Annotated in this window: 18 protein-coding genes and 1 pseudogene; 11 read left to right on the forward strand and 8 right to left on the reverse strand. The window is 73.5% G+C overall.

Annotated elements, in window-relative coordinates; all coding sequences use genetic code 11:
* Window positions 1-192: 192 nt before the first annotated feature.
* Together ABZ641_RS00705 and ABZ641_RS00710 are read right to left on the reverse strand one after the other, a co-directional pair.
* Window positions 193-540 (reverse strand): hypothetical protein, encoded by a 348-nt coding sequence (locus ABZ641_RS00705; protein ID WP_030267856.1) that lies wholly within the window; start codon window positions 538-540, stop codon window positions 193-195.
* Window positions 541-696: 156 nt separating this feature from the next.
* Window positions 697-1,041: a rodlet layer protein gene (locus tag ABZ641_RS00710; protein WP_263104826.1), complete on the reverse strand. Its 345-nt coding sequence runs from the start codon at window positions 1,039-1,041 to the stop codon at window positions 697-699.
* A 307-nt stretch (window positions 1,042-1,348) separates the two neighbouring features.
* Here ABZ641_RS00710 and ABZ641_RS00715 point away from each other — a divergent pair, with 307 nt between their 5' ends.
* Window positions 1,349-1,999, forward strand: coding sequence for a hypothetical protein (locus ABZ641_RS00715; protein ID WP_359978112.1), 651 nt, complete (start codon window positions 1,349-1,351; stop codon window positions 1,997-1,999).
* An 84-nt stretch (window positions 2,000-2,083) separates the two neighbouring features.
* Here the strand turns inward: ABZ641_RS00715 and ABZ641_RS00720 are convergent, their stop codons facing one another.
* The 4 genes from ABZ641_RS00720 to ABZ641_RS00735 form a co-directional block, all read right to left on the reverse strand.
* Window positions 2,084-2,473, reverse strand: a complete 390-nt coding sequence (locus ABZ641_RS00720) for a hypothetical protein (RefSeq protein WP_344621363.1) — start codon at window positions 2,471-2,473, stop codon at window positions 2,084-2,086.
* A gap of 115 nt (window positions 2,474-2,588) precedes the next feature.
* Window positions 2,589-2,858, reverse strand: a complete 270-nt coding sequence (locus tag ABZ641_RS00725) for a chaplin (protein WP_344621364.1) — start codon at window positions 2,856-2,858, stop codon at window positions 2,589-2,591.
* A gap of 90 nt (window positions 2,859-2,948) precedes the next feature.
* Window positions 2,949-3,191 carry a chaplin gene (locus tag ABZ641_RS00730; RefSeq protein ID WP_344621365.1) on the reverse strand — a complete coding sequence of 81 codons (243 nt, stop codon included), beginning with the start codon at window positions 3,189-3,191 and terminating at the stop codon, window positions 2,949-2,951.
* 302 nt (window positions 3,192-3,493) lie between these two features.
* Window positions 3,494-3,736, reverse strand: coding sequence for a chaplin (locus ABZ641_RS00735; protein WP_344621366.1), 243 nt, complete (start codon window positions 3,734-3,736; stop codon window positions 3,494-3,496).
* Between the two features lie 343 nt (window positions 3,737-4,079).
* Here ABZ641_RS00735 and ABZ641_RS00740 point away from each other — a divergent pair, with 343 nt between their 5' ends.
* Window positions 4,080-4,319, forward strand: a complete 240-nt coding sequence (locus tag ABZ641_RS00740; RefSeq protein ID WP_263108057.1) for a chaplin — start codon at window positions 4,080-4,082, stop codon at window positions 4,317-4,319.
* A 310-nt stretch (window positions 4,320-4,629) separates the two neighbouring features.
* Window positions 4,630-6,285, forward strand: a complete 1,656-nt coding sequence (locus ABZ641_RS00745) for an RICIN domain-containing protein (RefSeq protein ID WP_359978115.1) — start codon at window positions 4,630-4,632, stop codon at window positions 6,283-6,285.
* Window positions 6,286-6,337: 52 nt separating this feature from the next.
* Here ABZ641_RS00745 and ABZ641_RS00750 read toward each other — a convergent pair whose 3' ends face one another.
* Window positions 6,338-6,850: a hypothetical protein gene (locus ABZ641_RS00750; RefSeq protein WP_344621368.1), complete on the reverse strand. Its 513-nt coding sequence runs from the start codon at window positions 6,848-6,850 to the stop codon at window positions 6,338-6,340.
* 110 nt (window positions 6,851-6,960) lie between these two features.
* On the opposite strand from ABZ641_RS00750, the gene ABZ641_RS00755 reads away from it, so the two are divergent.
* The 3 genes from ABZ641_RS00755 (at window position 6,961) to ABZ641_RS00765 (ending at window position 9,554) form a co-directional block, all read left to right on the forward strand.
* A complete protein-coding gene (locus ABZ641_RS00755; protein WP_359978117.1) occupies window positions 6,961-8,196 on the forward strand; it encodes a serpin family protein in 1,236 nt (411 codons plus the stop codon).
* A complete protein-coding gene (locus tag ABZ641_RS00760; protein ID WP_344621370.1) occupies window positions 8,193-8,726 on the forward strand; it encodes a hypothetical protein in 534 nt (177 codons plus the stop codon). Before ABZ641_RS00755 ends, ABZ641_RS00760 begins: the two co-directional genes overlap by 4 nt.
* A gap of 81 nt (window positions 8,727-8,807) precedes the next feature.
* Window positions 8,808-9,554: a Clp protease N-terminal domain-containing protein gene (locus ABZ641_RS00765; RefSeq protein ID WP_359978119.1), complete on the forward strand. Its 747-nt coding sequence runs from the start codon at window positions 8,808-8,810 to the stop codon at window positions 9,552-9,554.
* Window positions 9,555-9,734: 180 nt separating this feature from the next.
* Here the strand turns inward: ABZ641_RS00765 and ABZ641_RS00770 are convergent.
* Window positions 9,735-10,229 (reverse strand): annotated as a pseudogene (locus tag ABZ641_RS00770) (hypothetical protein); the annotation flags it as partial.
* A gap of 487 nt (window positions 10,230-10,716) precedes the next feature.
* Here ABZ641_RS00770 and hemL point away from each other — a divergent pair.
* The 5 genes from hemL (at window position 10,717) to ABZ641_RS00795 (ending at window position 16,049) form a co-directional block, all read left to right on the forward strand.
* Window positions 10,717-12,093: a glutamate-1-semialdehyde 2,1-aminomutase gene (hemL, locus tag ABZ641_RS00775; RefSeq protein ID WP_344621515.1), complete on the forward strand. Its 1,377-nt coding sequence runs from the start codon at window positions 10,717-10,719 to the stop codon at window positions 12,091-12,093.
* Window positions 12,094-12,116: 23 nt separating this feature from the next.
* Window positions 12,117-12,764: a histidine phosphatase family protein gene (locus tag ABZ641_RS00780; protein ID WP_344621516.1), complete on the forward strand. Its 648-nt coding sequence runs from the start codon at window positions 12,117-12,119 to the stop codon at window positions 12,762-12,764.
* Window positions 12,765-12,949: 185 nt separating this feature from the next.
* On the forward strand, window positions 12,950-13,546 hold the full coding sequence (locus ABZ641_RS00785; protein ID WP_344621372.1) for a TlpA disulfide reductase family protein: 597 nt from the start codon (window positions 12,950-12,952) through the stop codon (window positions 13,544-13,546).
* Complete coding sequence (locus ABZ641_RS00790; RefSeq protein ID WP_344621373.1) at window positions 13,543-14,313, forward strand: cytochrome c biogenesis protein CcdA; 771 nt, start codon at window positions 13,543-13,545, stop codon at window positions 14,311-14,313. The genes ABZ641_RS00785 and ABZ641_RS00790 overlap by 4 nt, the downstream gene beginning before the upstream one ends.
* 2 nt (window positions 14,314-14,315) lie before the next feature.
* Complete coding sequence (locus ABZ641_RS00795) at window positions 14,316-16,049, forward strand: cytochrome c biogenesis protein ResB (protein WP_359978121.1); 1,734 nt, start codon at window positions 14,316-14,318, stop codon at window positions 16,047-16,049.
* The last annotated feature ends 2 nt before the right edge of the window (window positions 16,050-16,051 follow it).

The following is a 16,051-nucleotide window of genomic DNA, read 5'->3' on the forward strand; positions in this document are numbered from 1 at the left end:
CGGCAACCACGCGCCCGGTACGACACACCGTCACCCGGACGCCCCGCCGGGACCGCCGTGCGGAGCGGTCCCGGCGGACGGCCGGGGAGGGGTGACCGCGGCCCGGCCGGTGGACGCCCGGCCGGGGAACGGCAACCGCCGGACCCGGAGGAGCGGCTCCCCCGGGCCCGGCGGCAGATCGGACCGGCAGGATCAGCCGATCAGGTGGGACACGCCGCCGTCGCCGCTGCCCACGGTGTTCTGGCCCACCACGCAGGTCTGCTGCGGCTGGTTGTTGAGGACCGGGACCTCGATCGGCACGGCGAGGCCGACGACCGCGCCGACCGCGATGTTGTGGACCTCGGGCAGGCAGAGGTTCGGGTTGTCCAGCGTGTGGTAGTTCGGGCTGTGGTCACCGGTGGTGCCGGTGGCGTTGGTGCCGCCGTTGCCCTGGATGGAGGTGGCAGCACCGTCGGCGTCGCCGATCGCCATCGCGGGGGCGGCGGCCATGGCGACACCGGCGGCGGCGACGCCGGCGGCGGCGAGAGCCTTCTTGATCATTTCTGCGTTCCTTCGTGGGATCTTCGGTAGGGAGTGGAGCCTCGGTCCGGCGGGTGGCTCACGCCGGCCGTTCTGCGCCGGTGCGACCGGGGGAGCGGCCGCACCGGGAGGTGCGGGGGCGGGGCGCACGGGCCCCGCGGGCGCAGCGGGCGGGCGTCAGCCGATCAGGTGGGAGACGCCGCCGTCGCCGCTGCCGAGGGTGCCCTGGCCGACCACGCAGGTCTGCTTGGGCTGGTTGTTGAGGGCGTCGACCTCGACCGGGACCGCCACGCCGAGCACGGCCACGCCGATGTTGTGGATCTCGGGGAGGCAGACGTTCGGGTTGTCGGCGAAGTGGAAGTTGGGGCTGTGGTTGCCCCAGGTGCCGGTGGCGTTGGTGCCGCCGTTGCCCTGGATCGAGCCGGCGGAGCCGTCCGCGTTGCCGATCGCGCCGGCCGGGGCCGCGGCGGTGGCGAGGGCGGCGGCTGCCAGGCCGAGGCCCGCGAAGGTCTTCTTCAGCATGGGATACCTCTCTGAAACGCTCGGGTGCGGCGGCTCGGCGGCCGTGCGCGGTGTTGGTCTGATCCGGTCGCGTCGCCGTCGAGCTGCGACATCCCATTCAAAGAGTGACCGCCGGGAAAGTTACGCAGATTCTTCGCAGGCGTCTGATTGATCATCAGGTCGGCGGTATTCCAGTCCGACTATTAGCCCGTAGCGGTTAACCGACGCAATCACGCCGGTGGTCGGTCGTTGCGCAGATTGCTTTTCCGCGGGGCTCTTCCTGCGGAACCGCCCCGGTAGAACGCACTCGGACAGAACGGTGAATTGCATGAAGCTCTCCAAGCGGGCGACCGGCGCCCTGCTGCTCGCGGTCGGTGCCGGCGTCGTCTCCGCGCAGGGCGCGGCCGAGGCCCGGCCGATGACCCCCGGCGAGGTGGCGGCCGTCGAGAACGGCCTGGCGGGCCAGGAGGTGCCGTTCAACGTGCCGCTGCCGCTGCTCACCCAGACCGGAACGCTCTCCGGCGGGCTGCCCGCCTCGCCGCTGCAGCCGCCGGTGCCCGAGGAGCACCCGGGCGCCCAGCTCGTCCCGGACCGGATCGTCCCCGCGGTCAACGCCGGCCGGGTCGGCCCGGCCGTCGACGCGGTGGTGCCGCTGCCCGCCGCCGACCAGAGCACCGAGCTCGGCCAGGCCGTCCTCAACGTGCCCGCCGCCCCGATCCGGACGGCCGGCCCGGCCCTGGAGCTCGGCCAGCCGCTGCGCTACGCGACCGACCACAGCGGCGAGTTCGCGGACGGCGCGCTCTCCTTCGGCGAGCTGGACCCGCAGCTGGTCACCGCGCCGGTGCAGGCGGTACCCGGCGCCAAGGCCTCGCTCGGCGGCGACGACCAGCGGGTCTCGGTCACCGACACCGTCGGCAACCTGACCGCGGCCGCCACCGGGGCGCTCTCCTCCGACGTGCTGGCGCAGCCCGCGTTCTGATCCGTGCGGCGGAACGCCGGGAGCCCGGCACCCCCGAGGGTGCCGGACTCCCGCCGTGCCGCCGTGTCCGCGGACGGCCGCCGCTCAGCCGGGCAGCAGGCCGAGCGCCGGGCCGACCACCGGCAGGCTCTGCGGGCCGCCGCCCGCGCTCAGCGGCGAGGTCAGCGGTGCGGTGCCCACCGCCGGCACCCCGTTGTCGGGCTGGACGGCCACGCCGTTGTTCAGCACGTCCGCGGAGGACTGCGCCCACGGGTCGAGCCGCAGGTTCTTCACCGGGGCCACCGCGTAGCCGAGCGCACCGGTCGTGCCGCCGACCACCTGCCCGGTGTCGGGGGACTGCAACTGGGCGGTGGGCCGGGGCAGTCCGGCCGGGGCGGTCTGCTCGGCGGCAGCGGCCGGGCCGGCAGCCGCGCCCACCGCGGCAGCCGCGCCGAGCGCGGCCAGCAGTCCGGTTCGGGCCGTCTTCAGCACCATGGGGATCCTTCTGTCGGTGGGATGGGTGGCCGCCGGCCGGTCCGCCGCGGCTACGCGAACTGCCCCCCGGCCGGCGGCCGGGGGGCAGACGCACGAGTCGTGCCGATCGCGGTGATCAGCAGTCCTCCTCCTTGACCTCCGGCGGCGCGTCCACGTTGGCGCAGGTGTTGCCGAACGCCGGGTTCAGCAGGCCGACCACGTTGACCGAGTTGCCGCAGACGTTCACCGGCACGTGCACCGGCACCTGGAGCAGGTTGCCGGACAGCACGCCGGGCGAGCCCGCCGCGACGCCCTGCGCGCCGGAGCTGGCGCTGGCGGCGCCCGCGCCGCCGAGCACGATGCCGGCCGCGGCGGTGAGAACGGCGGCCTTCTTCACGTTCTGCATGGGAGTCGATCTCCTAATCACACACGGGGAGGGTGCGCCGCACCCGGCGGGGCCGGGTGCGGCGCGGACACGGCGTCAGCCGACGGCTGGTCAGCCGGCGTTGGCGCAGGAGTTGCCGAACGCCGGGTTCAGGGCGCCGATCACGTTGACGGTGTTGCCGCACAGGTTGACCGGGACGTGCACCGGGACCTGGACGAGGTTGCCGGACAGCACGCCGGGGGAGCCGGCGGCGACGCCCTCGGCGCCGGAGCTGGCGGCGGCGACGCCGGCGCCGGAGGCGACCAGGCCGACGGCGGCGACGGTGAGGACGGTGGCCTTCTTGAACGTGCGCATGGAATTGTCCTTAGGTTCGTGCCCGGATTTCCTGGTGGACGCCGGGCGCCGGGCGAATCGAAATCATCGCCCGACATTTCCTGGATGCTCCGTGATTGTCACCCCCGCGGCTCAACTGGCGCGTGTCGCCCGTGGCTTGGGCGAGCCGTCGGCCGCATGCGGTCGTGTGCGCCGCCACCGGTTCCCGCACGGCCGGGAATCCGGTGGCACCGCGGCGCCGCCAGGAGGCGCCTCGCGGCTGCTCCTGGGAGTCCTGGGGCCGGCCCGCGGGCCGGCGGGGGCCGCCGGAGGGCGGACCGGGGTCAGATGTTGGCGCAGGCGTTGCCGAACGCGGGGTTCAGCAGGCCGATCACGTTGACGGTGTTGCCGCAGACGTTGACCGGGACGTGCACCGGGACCTGGAGCAGGTTGCCGGACAGCACACCGGGGGAGCCGGCGGCGACGCCCTCGGCCGTCGCGCCCGAGGCGGACGCGGTGGCCGCGCCGCCGAACAGCATGGCGGCCGCGGCCGCGGTGCCGAGCGCGCCGTAGGCGATCTTGCGCATGGTGCAGTCTCTTTCTGTTCGCGAGTCCCGCGCCTGGCGTGCCGCGGGCCGTGGGGCGCCGCAGGCCCGCCCGGGCGGGAGGGGCCGGCCGGACCGGGATCCCCGGGCCGGACCGGTCGAGCCGGTACGCAGGGAAGAACGACCGCGGCCGCCGGGGGAAACGGGCTGATCCCACGATCACCCGAATGCCTTCACTACTACGTCCGGGTGAATGTGCCGGTCTGTTCGGTACCGCACCGAGCAGGCCTCGTTGGGCCCGGTGCACGCCCCGTGCCCTTCCGTGCGGAGCCCGAGCGGTCCACCCGAGCGGCCCATGGAAGACCTGAACTACGAGGAGACTCATATGAGCGTCAAGAAGGCCGCCGCTGTCGGCGCCGCCGTTGTGGGCATCGTCGCTGCCGGTGCCGGCACCGCCATGGCGAGCGCCGGGGCCGAGGGCGTCGCGGCCGGTTCCCCGGGTGTCGCCTCGGGCAACAACATCCAGGTTCCGGTGCACGTGCCGGTCAACCTGTGCGGCAACTCGATCGACGTCATCGGCCTGCTGAACCCGGCGTTCGGCAACTCCTGCGCGAACGTCGGCTGACCGGGTCCCACGCCCGACGGCCGGTCCGCCGGCCGGGTCCGCACGCACCGGGCCGCCGCCCGCGCCCCTTCCTCCTGGGGCCGGGCGGCGGCCCGTTCCGTCGTGCGCCGAGGCTTGTTGGACGAGGTGTCAGTTCCTAGCATGTGAGCCAGGCTCATATTTTCTGTCCCGCACCGGAGTTCCGCGCCCCGGCCCCACAGCCGCGCCGCGGGACCGCGCCACCGGCACCAGCACCACGCACCACCGGCACCACGCACCGCTCCACCGCCCGGTCCCCGCCGTGCGGCCCCCACCCCCACGGGAGTCACGCGTGAGAAGCTCACCCCTGCCCGGCCTCCGCAGACGCCGCGCCGCCGGACTTCCGGCCGCCGCCCTGCTCGCCGCCGTCCTCGGCCTCGCCGGCCTGCCGGCCGCCGCCCCCGCCCGGGCCGCCGACGGTGTCGGGGCCCGCCCCGCCGCGATCGTCGCCCTCGGCGACAGCGCCATCTCCGGCGAGGGCGCCGGCACCGACACCGGCGACGACTACGTGCCCGGCACCGACACCCCCGGCAACTACTGCCACCGCTCCACCAGGTCGGAGATCTTCCTCACCGGACTCCTCGACCTCGTCCCGCTCGACCTCGCCTGCTCCGGCGCACAGACCGGCGACCTGGTCAGCGACCCCGAGCTGGCGAAGATCACCGGACCGGGCAGCGGCGACTTCGGCGAGCCCAAGCAGGACGTCCAACTCGCCGACGCCGCGGCCGAGTACGACGTGAAGATGGTGGTCGTCACGATCGGCGCCAACGACGACTTCGACTTCAGCGGCATCATGCTCGCCTGCCTCGGCCAGTACTTCCCGGTGCCCAAGTCGCAGGGCTGCCGGGACACCATCGGCACCGCCGAGATCGCCGCCCGCGCCGAGCGGGTCAAGCCCAAGGTCGCCGCCGCGCTGACCAACGTCCGGGCCACCATGCGCCGGGCCGGCTACGCCGACTCCTCCTACCAGCTGGTCTACCAGTCGTACTTCACGCCGATCACGCCCGACATCCGGCGCAACGACTACCTCGGCAAGATCGCGGACGGCTGCCCGGCCTTCCCCGAGGACCTCGCCTGGGGCCACAACCTGGTCGTCCCGGCCTTCAGCGACGCGCTGCGCGAGGCGGCCGGCCGGGTGCCCGGCGTGCGCTACCTCGACCAGCGGCGGGTCAGCTACGGCCACGAGGTCTGCGCCCGCTGGACGAGCTCGCCGTACGAGTACACCAACGGCGACGTCATCGACGTCTCCGAGCGCACCCGCAACGGCTGCGACCAGGAGATCGGGATCCCCGGGGTGTGCATGAACATGGTCCGGCAGTCGTACCACCTGCGGGTGGCCGGCTACCGCGGCGAGGCCGCCTGCCTCGCCCAGTTCTACCGCCGGCCCGCGCTCGACCAGGCCTACTGCTCGCTCGACCGGACGAACACCACCTCGATCGCCCCGCTGACCGCTGGACAGCCCTTCCCGGACACCCCCGAGGACGGTTCCTGGTACCGGCTCACCGACGCGGCCACCGGCCGGGCCCTCGACATCGCCGGCGGCGGCACCTACGGCGACGCCACCGACGGGCGGGCCGCCATCACCTACCGGCCGACCGGCGGCCTCAACCAGTCCTTCCTGCTGCGCGCGGCGGCCGGCGGCAGCTTCGAACTCGCCTCCACCGCCAACACGTCCATGTGCCTGGACGCCACCGGCGGCTCCACCGCCCCCGGCACCCGGCTCGTCCAGTGGCACTGCCACGGCGGCGGCAACCAGCACTGGCTGCTGCTGCCCACCGCGGACGGCCGCTACCGGATCGCCGACTCCCAGGACCGCACCAAGCTCGTCACCGCCACCACCACCCTCGACCCCCAGGGCAACCGCACCCTCGCCCTCGCCCAGGACACCGGCACCCCCGACCAGCTCTGGCAGCTCGACAAGCTCGGCATCTCCTACCTCCCGAACTGACCACCGGTCGGCGGACGGGGCACTGCCCGTGTCCCGTCCGCCACAGCCCGGCTCAGCGCTCGTCCACGTTCCATGCGTGCGGCAGAGCGGCGCCGCACGGCGCGCAGTGGAAGTCCTCCTCGCGCACCACGTTGAGCTCCCGGCAGGCCGGGCAGCGGCGGAACACGAACACCGGGTCGAAGCGGTCCGGCGGCGTCAGCCCCAGCGCCGCCACGGCCGCCGCCACCGAGGGGAAGCACCTGCCCCCAGGGGCGTAGCCGGTGGACTGGTTGGTGACCGAGGAGACCTCCCAACCGTCGCCCGGGCCACGGACGAAGGCGATCTCGCCCGCCGCCAGGACGGGTCGGCCGCCCGCGCAGGCCACGTGCTCGCTGCGCCGCGGTGCGAGCAGCAGCACGCCCCGCTCGTCCACCACGAAGGTGACGGGCTCGCGCAACTCGTCCGGTTCGCGGCCACCCAGCCAGTCGGCGAGGTCCGCCGCCGTCCGGACGGGCACCCCGGGCGGTGCAGTCCGGGCCTTCAGCGCGATGTCCGGTGGTCCGACGTACCGGTAGGGCCTGGTCATGCCCGGCAGGGTAGGCGCGGCTGGGCGTCGGTGCACCCGGAAATCCGGTGGTCAGGTTCGTGGGGGGTGCCTATGCTGCGGCGCACCATCGGTGCGGCAGGGCGGGGAGCATGCTTTCGACCACGACGGTACGGGCCGTCAATTCGCTGACCGAGCGCTGGGCGCGGGGCGTTCCGACGGCCGGGGGCACGGTGTTCACCGCGGCCGGGCTGTGGCCGTTGCTGGCCGCGCTCGCCTCCGGGGCGGACGGGGCCGCGGGCAAGGAGCTGGCCGACGCGCTCGGGGTGCCGGCCGCGTCGGCTGCCGAGCGGGCCCGTGAACTGCTGGGCGCTCTGGGCCGGTTGCCCGGGGTGGCTGCGGCGGTCGGGCTGTGGACGGCGCCCGCGCTGCGGGTCTCCCCGGAGTGGACGGCCGGCCTCCCGGCCCATCTCCACCAGTCGCTCACCGGCCCGGAGATCCAGCCGCAGTTGGACGCCTGGGCGGCCCGCCACACGGACGGGCAGATCGAGGAGTTCCCGCTCCGGGTCCAGCCGGACACGATCCTCCTGCTGGCCTCGGCGCTCGCCGTCCGCACCGACTGGATCCGCCCGTTCAAGGCGGGCGTCCTGTGCCCCGGGACGGGCCCGTGGGCCGACCGGGAGTTCGCCGGCCTCTACCGGTTCACCTCGTTGCTGGACCGGGTCGCCGTGGCCGGGACGCCCGCCGGGCCGGTCTCCGAGCTGCGGGTCCTGGGGGCCGGCGGGATCGACGTCCACCTGCTCGTCGGCGAGGAGAACGCCCGCCCGGGCGAGGTGCTCGGCGGTGGGCTCGGCATCCTCGCGGGCCGGCACCGCCGGGTGACGGGGGATCTGTTGCCGTACGGCGAGGCCGGTCCCGGGGTCCGGGTCCGCGCCGTCCGCAGCGAGGTTCCACGGCATCAGCTGATGGCGGAGGTCGCCCGGTTCACGGTGACGGCCGAGCACGATCTGCTGGCGGACGCCGGCCGCTTCGGGCTCGGTACGGTCTCCCGGCAGGAGCCGGACGGCAGCGGCCATCTCCCGGGGATCTGTGCGGATCCGCCGCTCGAAGTCCGGGCGGCCGCGCAGTCGGCGACGGCGACCTTCGGCGCACTGGGCTTCCGCGCCGCGGCGGTCACCGCACTGGGGGTGGCCGTGGGCAGTGCGCCGGCGCCACCGCCGTACCGGGTCCGCCGGGTGGAGTTCACCACGGACCGTCCCTTCGGCTTCCTCGCCGTGCACCGCACCTCCCGGCTGGTGCTGGCGGCGGGCTGGGTGGAGCAGCCGGACCCGTACGAGCCCGAGCCGCTGGAGTGGGACGAGGAGGAGTGGGACGAGGAGGAGCGGTGACCTGGGAGGACCTCGGCGCCGGGGCGCGGGCCGAGGTGGACGGTTGGCTGGCCCGCGGGCACGTGATCCGGGCGGTCAAGGCCGTCCGCGACGATTTCGACGGCAGCCCCGGCCGGGAGCGGCCCGGGATCCACGCCGCGCTCGACGTGGTCGAGGCCCGTCGGCAGCTGCTCGGCGCCCCCGCCCCGTGGGAGCCCACGGCGCCTCCGGACGCCGAGGGCCTGGTCGCGGCCGTCGCCGGTCTGCCCTTCCGGGTCGGGGCGATCGAGGCGGTGTGGGACGGCGACACCTTCGGCTGGTTCGTCGTCCTCCTCGCGGTGGCCGCCGAGCCGTGTGCCGAGCACCGGCTGGCCGTCCTCCGCGGCGGCGGTGACCTGCGGCTCTTCAACGGTGCGGTGCCGCCCTGGCCGGAGGCTGTCGAGGCGGACCGGGTCGGCCGGGAGCTGGCCGACCGCCTCGGCGTGCCCTTCCACTTCGCCAGCCCGCGGACGCCGGACGACGCCGCACCCCGCTGGTGGGAGGGCGGCTGACGGCCGAGGAGCCCGGCGCACCCGAACCAGGAGTGTCAACCGACGGTTGACACCCCTGGACTGTCAACCTAAGGTTGACGCATGGTGAATCCGGTCCAGTTGACGCATCCCGTCCGCCTCGACGACCTCATCGAGGCCATCAAGCAGGTCCACACCGGCGCGCTCGACCAGCTCGCCGACGCCGTCCTCGCCGCCGAGCACCTCGGCGAGATCGCGGACCACCTCATCGGCCACTTCGTGGACCAGGCCCGGCGCTCCGGCGCCTCCTGGACCGACATCGGCAGGAGCATGGGGGTCACCCGGCAGGCCGCGCAGAAGCGCTTCGTCCCCAAGGACCCGGGCGCGCCCTCCGACCTCGACCCGAGCCAGGGCTTCGGCCGCTTCACCCCGCGGGCCCGCAACACCGTGGCGGCCGCCCACGACGAGGCCCGCGCCGCCGGCAACGCCGAGGTCACCCCCGAGCACCTGGTGCTCGGCCTGCTCGCCGAGCCGGACGGTCTCGCCGTCCGGGCGCTCGCCGCCCAGGGGGTCACTCCGGAGGCCGTCCGCGAGGCGGCCGCGGCGGCCCTCCCGCCGGCGGCGGACGAGCGGCCCGAGCTCGTCCCGTACGACGCCCGGGCGCGCAAGGCGCTGGAGTTGACCTTCCGTCAGGCCCTGCGGCTGGGTCACAACTACGTCGGCACCGAGCACATCCTCTTCGCCCTGCTGGAGCTGGAGGACGGCGAGGGCCCGCTCTCCGGGCTCGGCGTCGACCGCGCGGCCGCCGAGTCGCTGATCGCCGAGGCGCTCGCCGCCTTCACCGCCGTCCGGCCGCCGGCCGAGGAGTAGGACCGGCCGCGCAGTACCGGCCGCCCGCAGGGGGGCGCGCGGAGGCATCACCCGGCTGCCGGGAGCCTCCGCGCGCCCCCTGTCGCGTGCCGACGCACTGCGGGTGCTCGCGGGGCGGCATGCCGAGGGACGCCCGGACCCACCCGGGCCGGCGTCCGGTCCCGGGTCCGGAGGAGGGGCCTACGGCCAGACCAGGCAGTACAGCTGGTGGCCGGCGTCGTGCAGGCGGTTGGCGAAGTCCTGCCACTCGTGCAGCATCTGGTAGATCACGAAGGCGTCGCGCGGGCCGCGCCGGTCCGGCACGGTCGACCAGATGAAGGCGGCGGCGCCGAGCTGGGTCTCGTCCGCCTTGCGCAGCGGCTCGACCACGTTGTGCGGCAGCTGCACGACCGCGTAGTCGGGGTGCAGCACGACCAGCTCCAGCGGCGGGACCTGGTGCAGCGGAACGCCCTGGATGCCGGTGAGCACCATCGCGCTCATCGTCTCGGGCTTGATCTTGGTGGAGAGGTGGCCGTTGAGCGAGCCGCTCGTCTCCATCAGGTCGCCGAGCCGGCCCAGCGAGCCGAGCTCCCCGGCGTCCAGGCCGAGACCGCCGGGGCCCAGCGCGGTGGGGACTCTCGCCGCGGTGGCACGGTCGGGTGCGCCGAAGTACTTGTAGGTGACTCCCACGCGTCCCTCGCCCCGCCTTCCCCTGCCGCCTGTACCCGTACCCCCGCCGTGCGCGGCCTCCGCGGAGGGACGGGGGCCACCCGTGGCCTCCTCGAAGCCGTCCTGCGCCTCGGACACTCGGACCATCCTCACCGGAATTCGCCGGAATCGACAGACCCCCACACGCCCGGTGTCCCTCCGAACGTGCCACTTACCCGTCTCGTGCCGCCGTACACACCGCGAGCCGCACCGCCCAGTGACCGCGTCGCCGCGGTCCGCCGGCCGGTTCGAACGGTCGCCCCCCGGCGTCCGTCGGCCCGATCCGGGACGTGCGCCCCGCTGTGCCCGGACTCCCGGCCCACGGGCCGGACTCCTTCGCGACGGTCGCACGGACAACCGTACAGTCCGAACCCCCTGCCGAGGCAGCAGCACACGGATCATCGTTCCAGATGATCGGGTCCGGCATGCGGAGAGCAAGGACACGATTTGAGAGCATGTTCAGGTGACCAACCCCGTGAGCAACCCCGAGAGCGGGTCCGATGGCGACCCGCGGACCAGTCCCCCGAGCTATCCGTACGAGGCTCCGCAGTCCCGGTCGCTGTTCGAGCGCGCCTCCGTCGTCACCCCGGGTGGCGTGAACTCGCCAGTCCGGGCCTTCCGGGCGGTCGGCGGAACCCCCCGCTTCATGGTGTCCGGCAGCGGCCCCTACCTGACCGACGCCGACGGCCGCGAGTACGTCGACCTGGTCTGCTCCTGGGGCCCGATGATCCTCGGCCACGCGCACCCGGCGGTGATCGAGGCGGTGCAGCGGGCGGTCGTCCGCGGCACCTCCTTCGGCACCCCCGGCGAGGGCGAGGTCGAGCTGGCCGAGGAGATCACCGCGCGGGTGGCACCGGTCGAGCAGGTCCGCCTGGTCTCCAGCGGCACCGAGGCGACCATGTCGGCGATCCGGCTCGCGCGCGGCTTCACCGGCCGTTCGAAGGTCGTGAAGTTCGCCGGCTGCTACCACGGCCACGTGGACGCGCTGCTGGCCGCCGCAGGCTCCGGCGTGGCCACCTTCGCCCTGCCGGACACCCCCGGTGTCACCGGCGCCCAGGCCGGCGACACCATCGTGCTGCCGTACAACGACCTGGAGGCCGTCCGGCAGGCCTTCGCCGCGCACCCCGGCGAGATCGCCTGCGTGATCACCGAGGCCTCGCCCGGCAACATGGGCGTCGTCCCGCCGCTGCCCGGCTTCAACCGGGGCCTGGCCGAGCTCTGCCGGGCCGACGGCGCGCTGTTCGTCTCGGACGAGGTGATGACCGGCTTCCGCGTCTCCAAGGCCGGCTGGTACGGCCTGGAGGCCGCGCACGAGGGCTGGGCGCCGGACCTGCTGACCTTCGGCAAGGTCATGGGCGGCGGCTTCCCGGCCGCGGCCTTCGGCGGCCGTGCCGACGTCATGGCGCACCTGGCCCCGGCCGGCCCGGTCTACCAGGCCGGCACGCTCTCCGGGAACCCGATCGCCACCGCGGCGGGCCTCGCCCAGCTGCGCAACTGCACCGACGAGGTGTACGCCGCCGTCGACCGGGTCGCCGAGCAGGTCTCCGGCCTGGTCGCCGAGGCGCTCGCCAAGGAGGGCGTGGCCCACCGCCTGCAGAAGGCCGGGAGCATGTTCTCGGTGTTCTTCACCGAGGAGCAGGTCACCGACTACGACGCGGCCCGCCGCCAGCAGGCGTTCCGCTTCAACTCCTTCTTCCACTCGATGCTGTCCCAGGGCGTCTACCTGCCGCCCTCGGCCTTCGAGTCCTGGTTCGTCTCGTCGGCCCACGACGAGCGGGCGATCGAGCGGATCGCCGCAGCCCTGCCCGCGGCCGCCCGGGCCGCCGCCGAGGCCACCGAGGAGGCCGTGTGAGCGAGACCACCGTCGTCCACCTGATGCGCCACGGAGAGGTGCACAACCCGGAGGGCATCCTCTACGGGCGCCTCCCCGGCTACCACCTCTCCGAGCTCGGCCGGCAGATGGCCGACCGGGTCGCCGAGCACCTCGCGGACCGGGACATCACCCACGTGGTGGCCTCGCCGCTGGAGCGCGCCCAGGAGACGGCCGAGCCGATCGGCAAGGCGCACGGCCTGGAGGTGGCCGTCGACGAGCGGCTGATCGAGGCGGACAACATCTTCCAGGGCAAGACCTTCGGCGTCGGCGACGGCTCGCTGAAGAACCCCGGCCACTGGAAGTACCTGACCAACCCGTTCAAGCCGTCCTGGGGCGAGCCGTACATCGAGCAGGTCGTGCGGATGATGGGCGCGCTCGCCGCGGCCCGGGACGCCGCGCGCGGGCACGAGGCGGTCTGCGTCAGCCACCAGCTGCCGATCTGGATCGTCCGCTCGTTCGCCGAGCGCCGGCGGCTGTGGCACGACCCGCGCAACCGGCAGTGCTCGCTGGCCTCGCTGACCAGCTTCACCTACGAGGGCGACCGGATCGTCTCGATCGGCTACCGCGAGCCGGCCCGGGACCTGCTGCCGGCCCACCTGGTGGGCAAGGGCGGCAAGTCCAAGCCGGTCGGCAAGAGCTTCGGCGCCTGACGCGGAGGCCCTCTCGCGGAGGCCTTCCGCCGGGGCGCCCGCGCATTCCCGAGTGACCGCCGACACAGCGGTGAAATGCCTGGGATAAGCGGATCATAAGTGCAGAAACTGCAGGTCAGAGGGGGTTCGACCCGTAACGTCGGACCCCCTCAAACCTGCCCAAAGTCCCATGCGAAACTTTTCACATGTCTGGGACGACCCGCCGCCGCACCCGCCTGGCCGCCACGCTCGGTGCCGCCGCCGCGCTCGCACTGACCGCCTGCAGCTCCGGTACCTCCGACGGCGGGGGGCAGGCCGGCTTCATCACCGGCAAGGCCGGCATCGCCACCGCCGCCCCCGGCTCCCGGACGCCGGCGCCCGCGATCGACGGCAAGACCCTGGACGGCAAGCCGGTCGCGCTCGCCGACTACAAGGGCAAGGTCGTCGTCCTCAACGTCTGGGGCTCCTGGTGCGGCCCGTGCCGCGCCGAGGGCAAGAACCTCCAGGAGGTCGCCCAGAAGTACCAGGACAAGGGCGTCCAGTTCCTCGGCATCAACACCCGGGACGTCGACCCGGCCAACGCGATCCGGTTCGAGCAGCAGACCGGCATCACCTACCCGAGCCTGTACGACCCGGACGGCACCCAGATCCTGCGCTTCCCCAAGGGCAGCCTCAACCCGCAGTCCATCCCGACCACCATCGTGGTCGACCGGGAGGGCGGGCTCGCCGCCCGCGCGATGCGCGCCCTCTCCACCGAGGACCTGGAGAAGATGATCACCCCGGTCCTCGCGGAGCAGAAGTGAGCGCGCTCGCGGCCTTCGGCACCAACGAGACGGTCTTCAGCGGGGCCCTCGTCCTCGCCCTGCCGATCGCCCTCACCGCGGGGCTGCTCTCCTTCTTCTCGCCCTGCGTGCTGCCGCTCGTCCCCGGCTACCTCAGCTACGTCACCGGCTTCTCCGCCGTCGACCTCGCCGACGCCAAGGGGGCGCGCCGCGGGCGCATGCTGCTCGGCGCACTGCTGTTCGTGCTCGGCTTCACCGCCGTGTTCGTCTCCACCGGCGCGCTCTTCGGCTTCTTCGGCAACACCCTCCAGCAGTACCAGCGCACCATCAACATCGTGCTGGGCGCGCTGACCGTCCTCATGGGCCTCGCCTTCATGGGGCTGCTGCCCGGCTTCACCAACCGCGAGGTGCGCACCCACCGCCGCCCGGCGATCGGGCTGGCCGGCGCCCCGCTGCTGGGTCTGGTCTTCGGCGTGGGCTGGACGCCCTGCATCGGCCCGACGCTCTCGTCGATCCTCAACCTCTCGGCCGCCCAGGCCAGCGCCGGGCGCGGCGCACTGCTGATGACGGTGTACTGCGCCGGACTCGGCGTACCGTTCATCCTTGCCGCGCTCGCCTTCCGCAAGGCGCTCGGGGCGTTCGGCTGGGTCAAGCAGCACTACCAGTGGGTGATGCGGATCGGCGGCGGCATGCTCGTCGCGGTCGGCCTGCTCCTGGTCACCGGCGTGTGGGACGTCCTGATCGACCACATGCGGCAACTCAGCGGCGACACCACGATCGGAATCTGACCGTGAGCGACACCAGGACCGTGACCACCGACGACGGCGAGGCCGACGTCGAGCGCCTCAGCACCGCCCCCGAGGAGGCGGAGGCCCCGGTCGGCATCGGCGTGCTCGGCTGGGTCCGCTGGACGTGGCGCCAGCTCACCTCGATGCGGGTCGCGCTGATCCTGCTCTTCCTGCTCTCGCTGGCGGCGATCCCCGGCTCGCTGATCCCGCAGAACAGCCAGAACGCCTTCAAGGTGCAGACCTGGAAGGCCGCCCACCAGGGCATCACCCCGCTCTACGAGAAGCTCCAGCTGTTCGACGTCTACAGCTCGGTCTGGTTCTCGGCGATCTACATCCTGCTGTTCGTCTCGCTGGCCGGCTGCATCGTCCCGCGCACCTGGCAGTTCGTCGGCGTGCTGCGCGCCCAGCCGCCGGCCGCCCCGCGCAACCTGACCCGGATGCCGGTCTACGCCGCCTGGCGGACCGACGCCGACCCCGAGGCGGTCAACGCGGCCGCGCACCGGCTGCTGCGCAAGCGTCGCTTCCGGGCCACCTCCGCCGGCGGCGCGGTCGCCGCGGAGAAGGGCTACCTGCGCGAGGTCGGCAACCTGCTCTTCCACTTCTCGCTGTTCGCCCTGCTGGCGGGCTTCGCCTGGGCCAGCCTGGGCAGCGGCCAGGGCGGCAAGCTGATGATCGAGGGCCAGGGATTCGCCAACACCACCACCCAGTACGACGACTTCACCGGCTCCGCCTTCTACACCGTCGACGACCTGGACGCCTTCGGCTTCAAGCTGGACGGCTTCACCGCCCGCTACCAGACCTCCGGCGAGCAGATCGGCAGCGCCCGCCAGTTCACCGCGCACATCCGGTACTGGACGGGCGCCGACGACAAGAAGCTGACCAAGGGCGACATCGAGGTCAACCACCCGCTGGAGATCGGCAGCTCCAAGGTCTTCCTGATCGGCCACGGCTACGCGCCGGTCGTCACCGTGAAGAACGCCAAGGGCGAGGTCGTCTACAAGGGCCCCACGCCCTTCCTGCCGCAGGACAGCAACCTCACCTCCACCGGCGTGATCAAGGTCAGCGACTACGGCAAGAAGGACGGCAAGGACGTCGACCTGGGCTTCAACGGGTACTTCCTGCCGACCGCGCCGGTGAACTTCGAGAAGACCGGCCCGATCTCGCTCTTCCCGGACGCCGCCGAGCCGATGCTGGTGCTCACCGCCTTCGCCGGCGACCTCGGCACCGACTCCGGCCTGCCGCAGAACGTCTACCAGCTCGACACCAGCCACATGACCCAGCTGAAGCAGGACGGCGACATCGCCCGCGTCAAGCTCAAGCCCGGCCAGGGCTGGGAGCTGCCGGACGGCTACGGCACCGTCACCTTCGACGGCTACCAGCAGTGGGCCAGCTTCAACGTCTCCCACCGCCCGGGCAACGCGGTCGCGCTCGCCGGCGCGGTCTGCGCGATCCTCGGCCTGATCGGCTCGCTGTTCGTGCAGCGCCGCCGGATCTGGGTCCGCGCCACCGCCTCCCCGGACGGCAGCACGCTGGTCGAGCTGGCCGGCCTCGCCCGCAGCGAGTCCGCCCGCACGGCCGAGGAGCTCGCCGAGTTCGCCGTCGACCTCCAGGACGACGCCCCGGCCCTCGACGAGCCCGACCCGGACACCATGACGGACGGGCCGGAGCCCGCCGCCGTCCCCGCACCGGCAAACCCCGCACCGGCAACCCCCGCAGACCCGGACTCCAAGGAGTAGAC

The sequence above is a fragment of the Kitasatospora sp. NPDC007106 genome, from assembly GCF_040634455.1.
Lineage (GTDB): Bacteria > Actinomycetota > Actinomycetes > Streptomycetales > Streptomycetaceae > Kitasatospora > Kitasatospora arboriphila.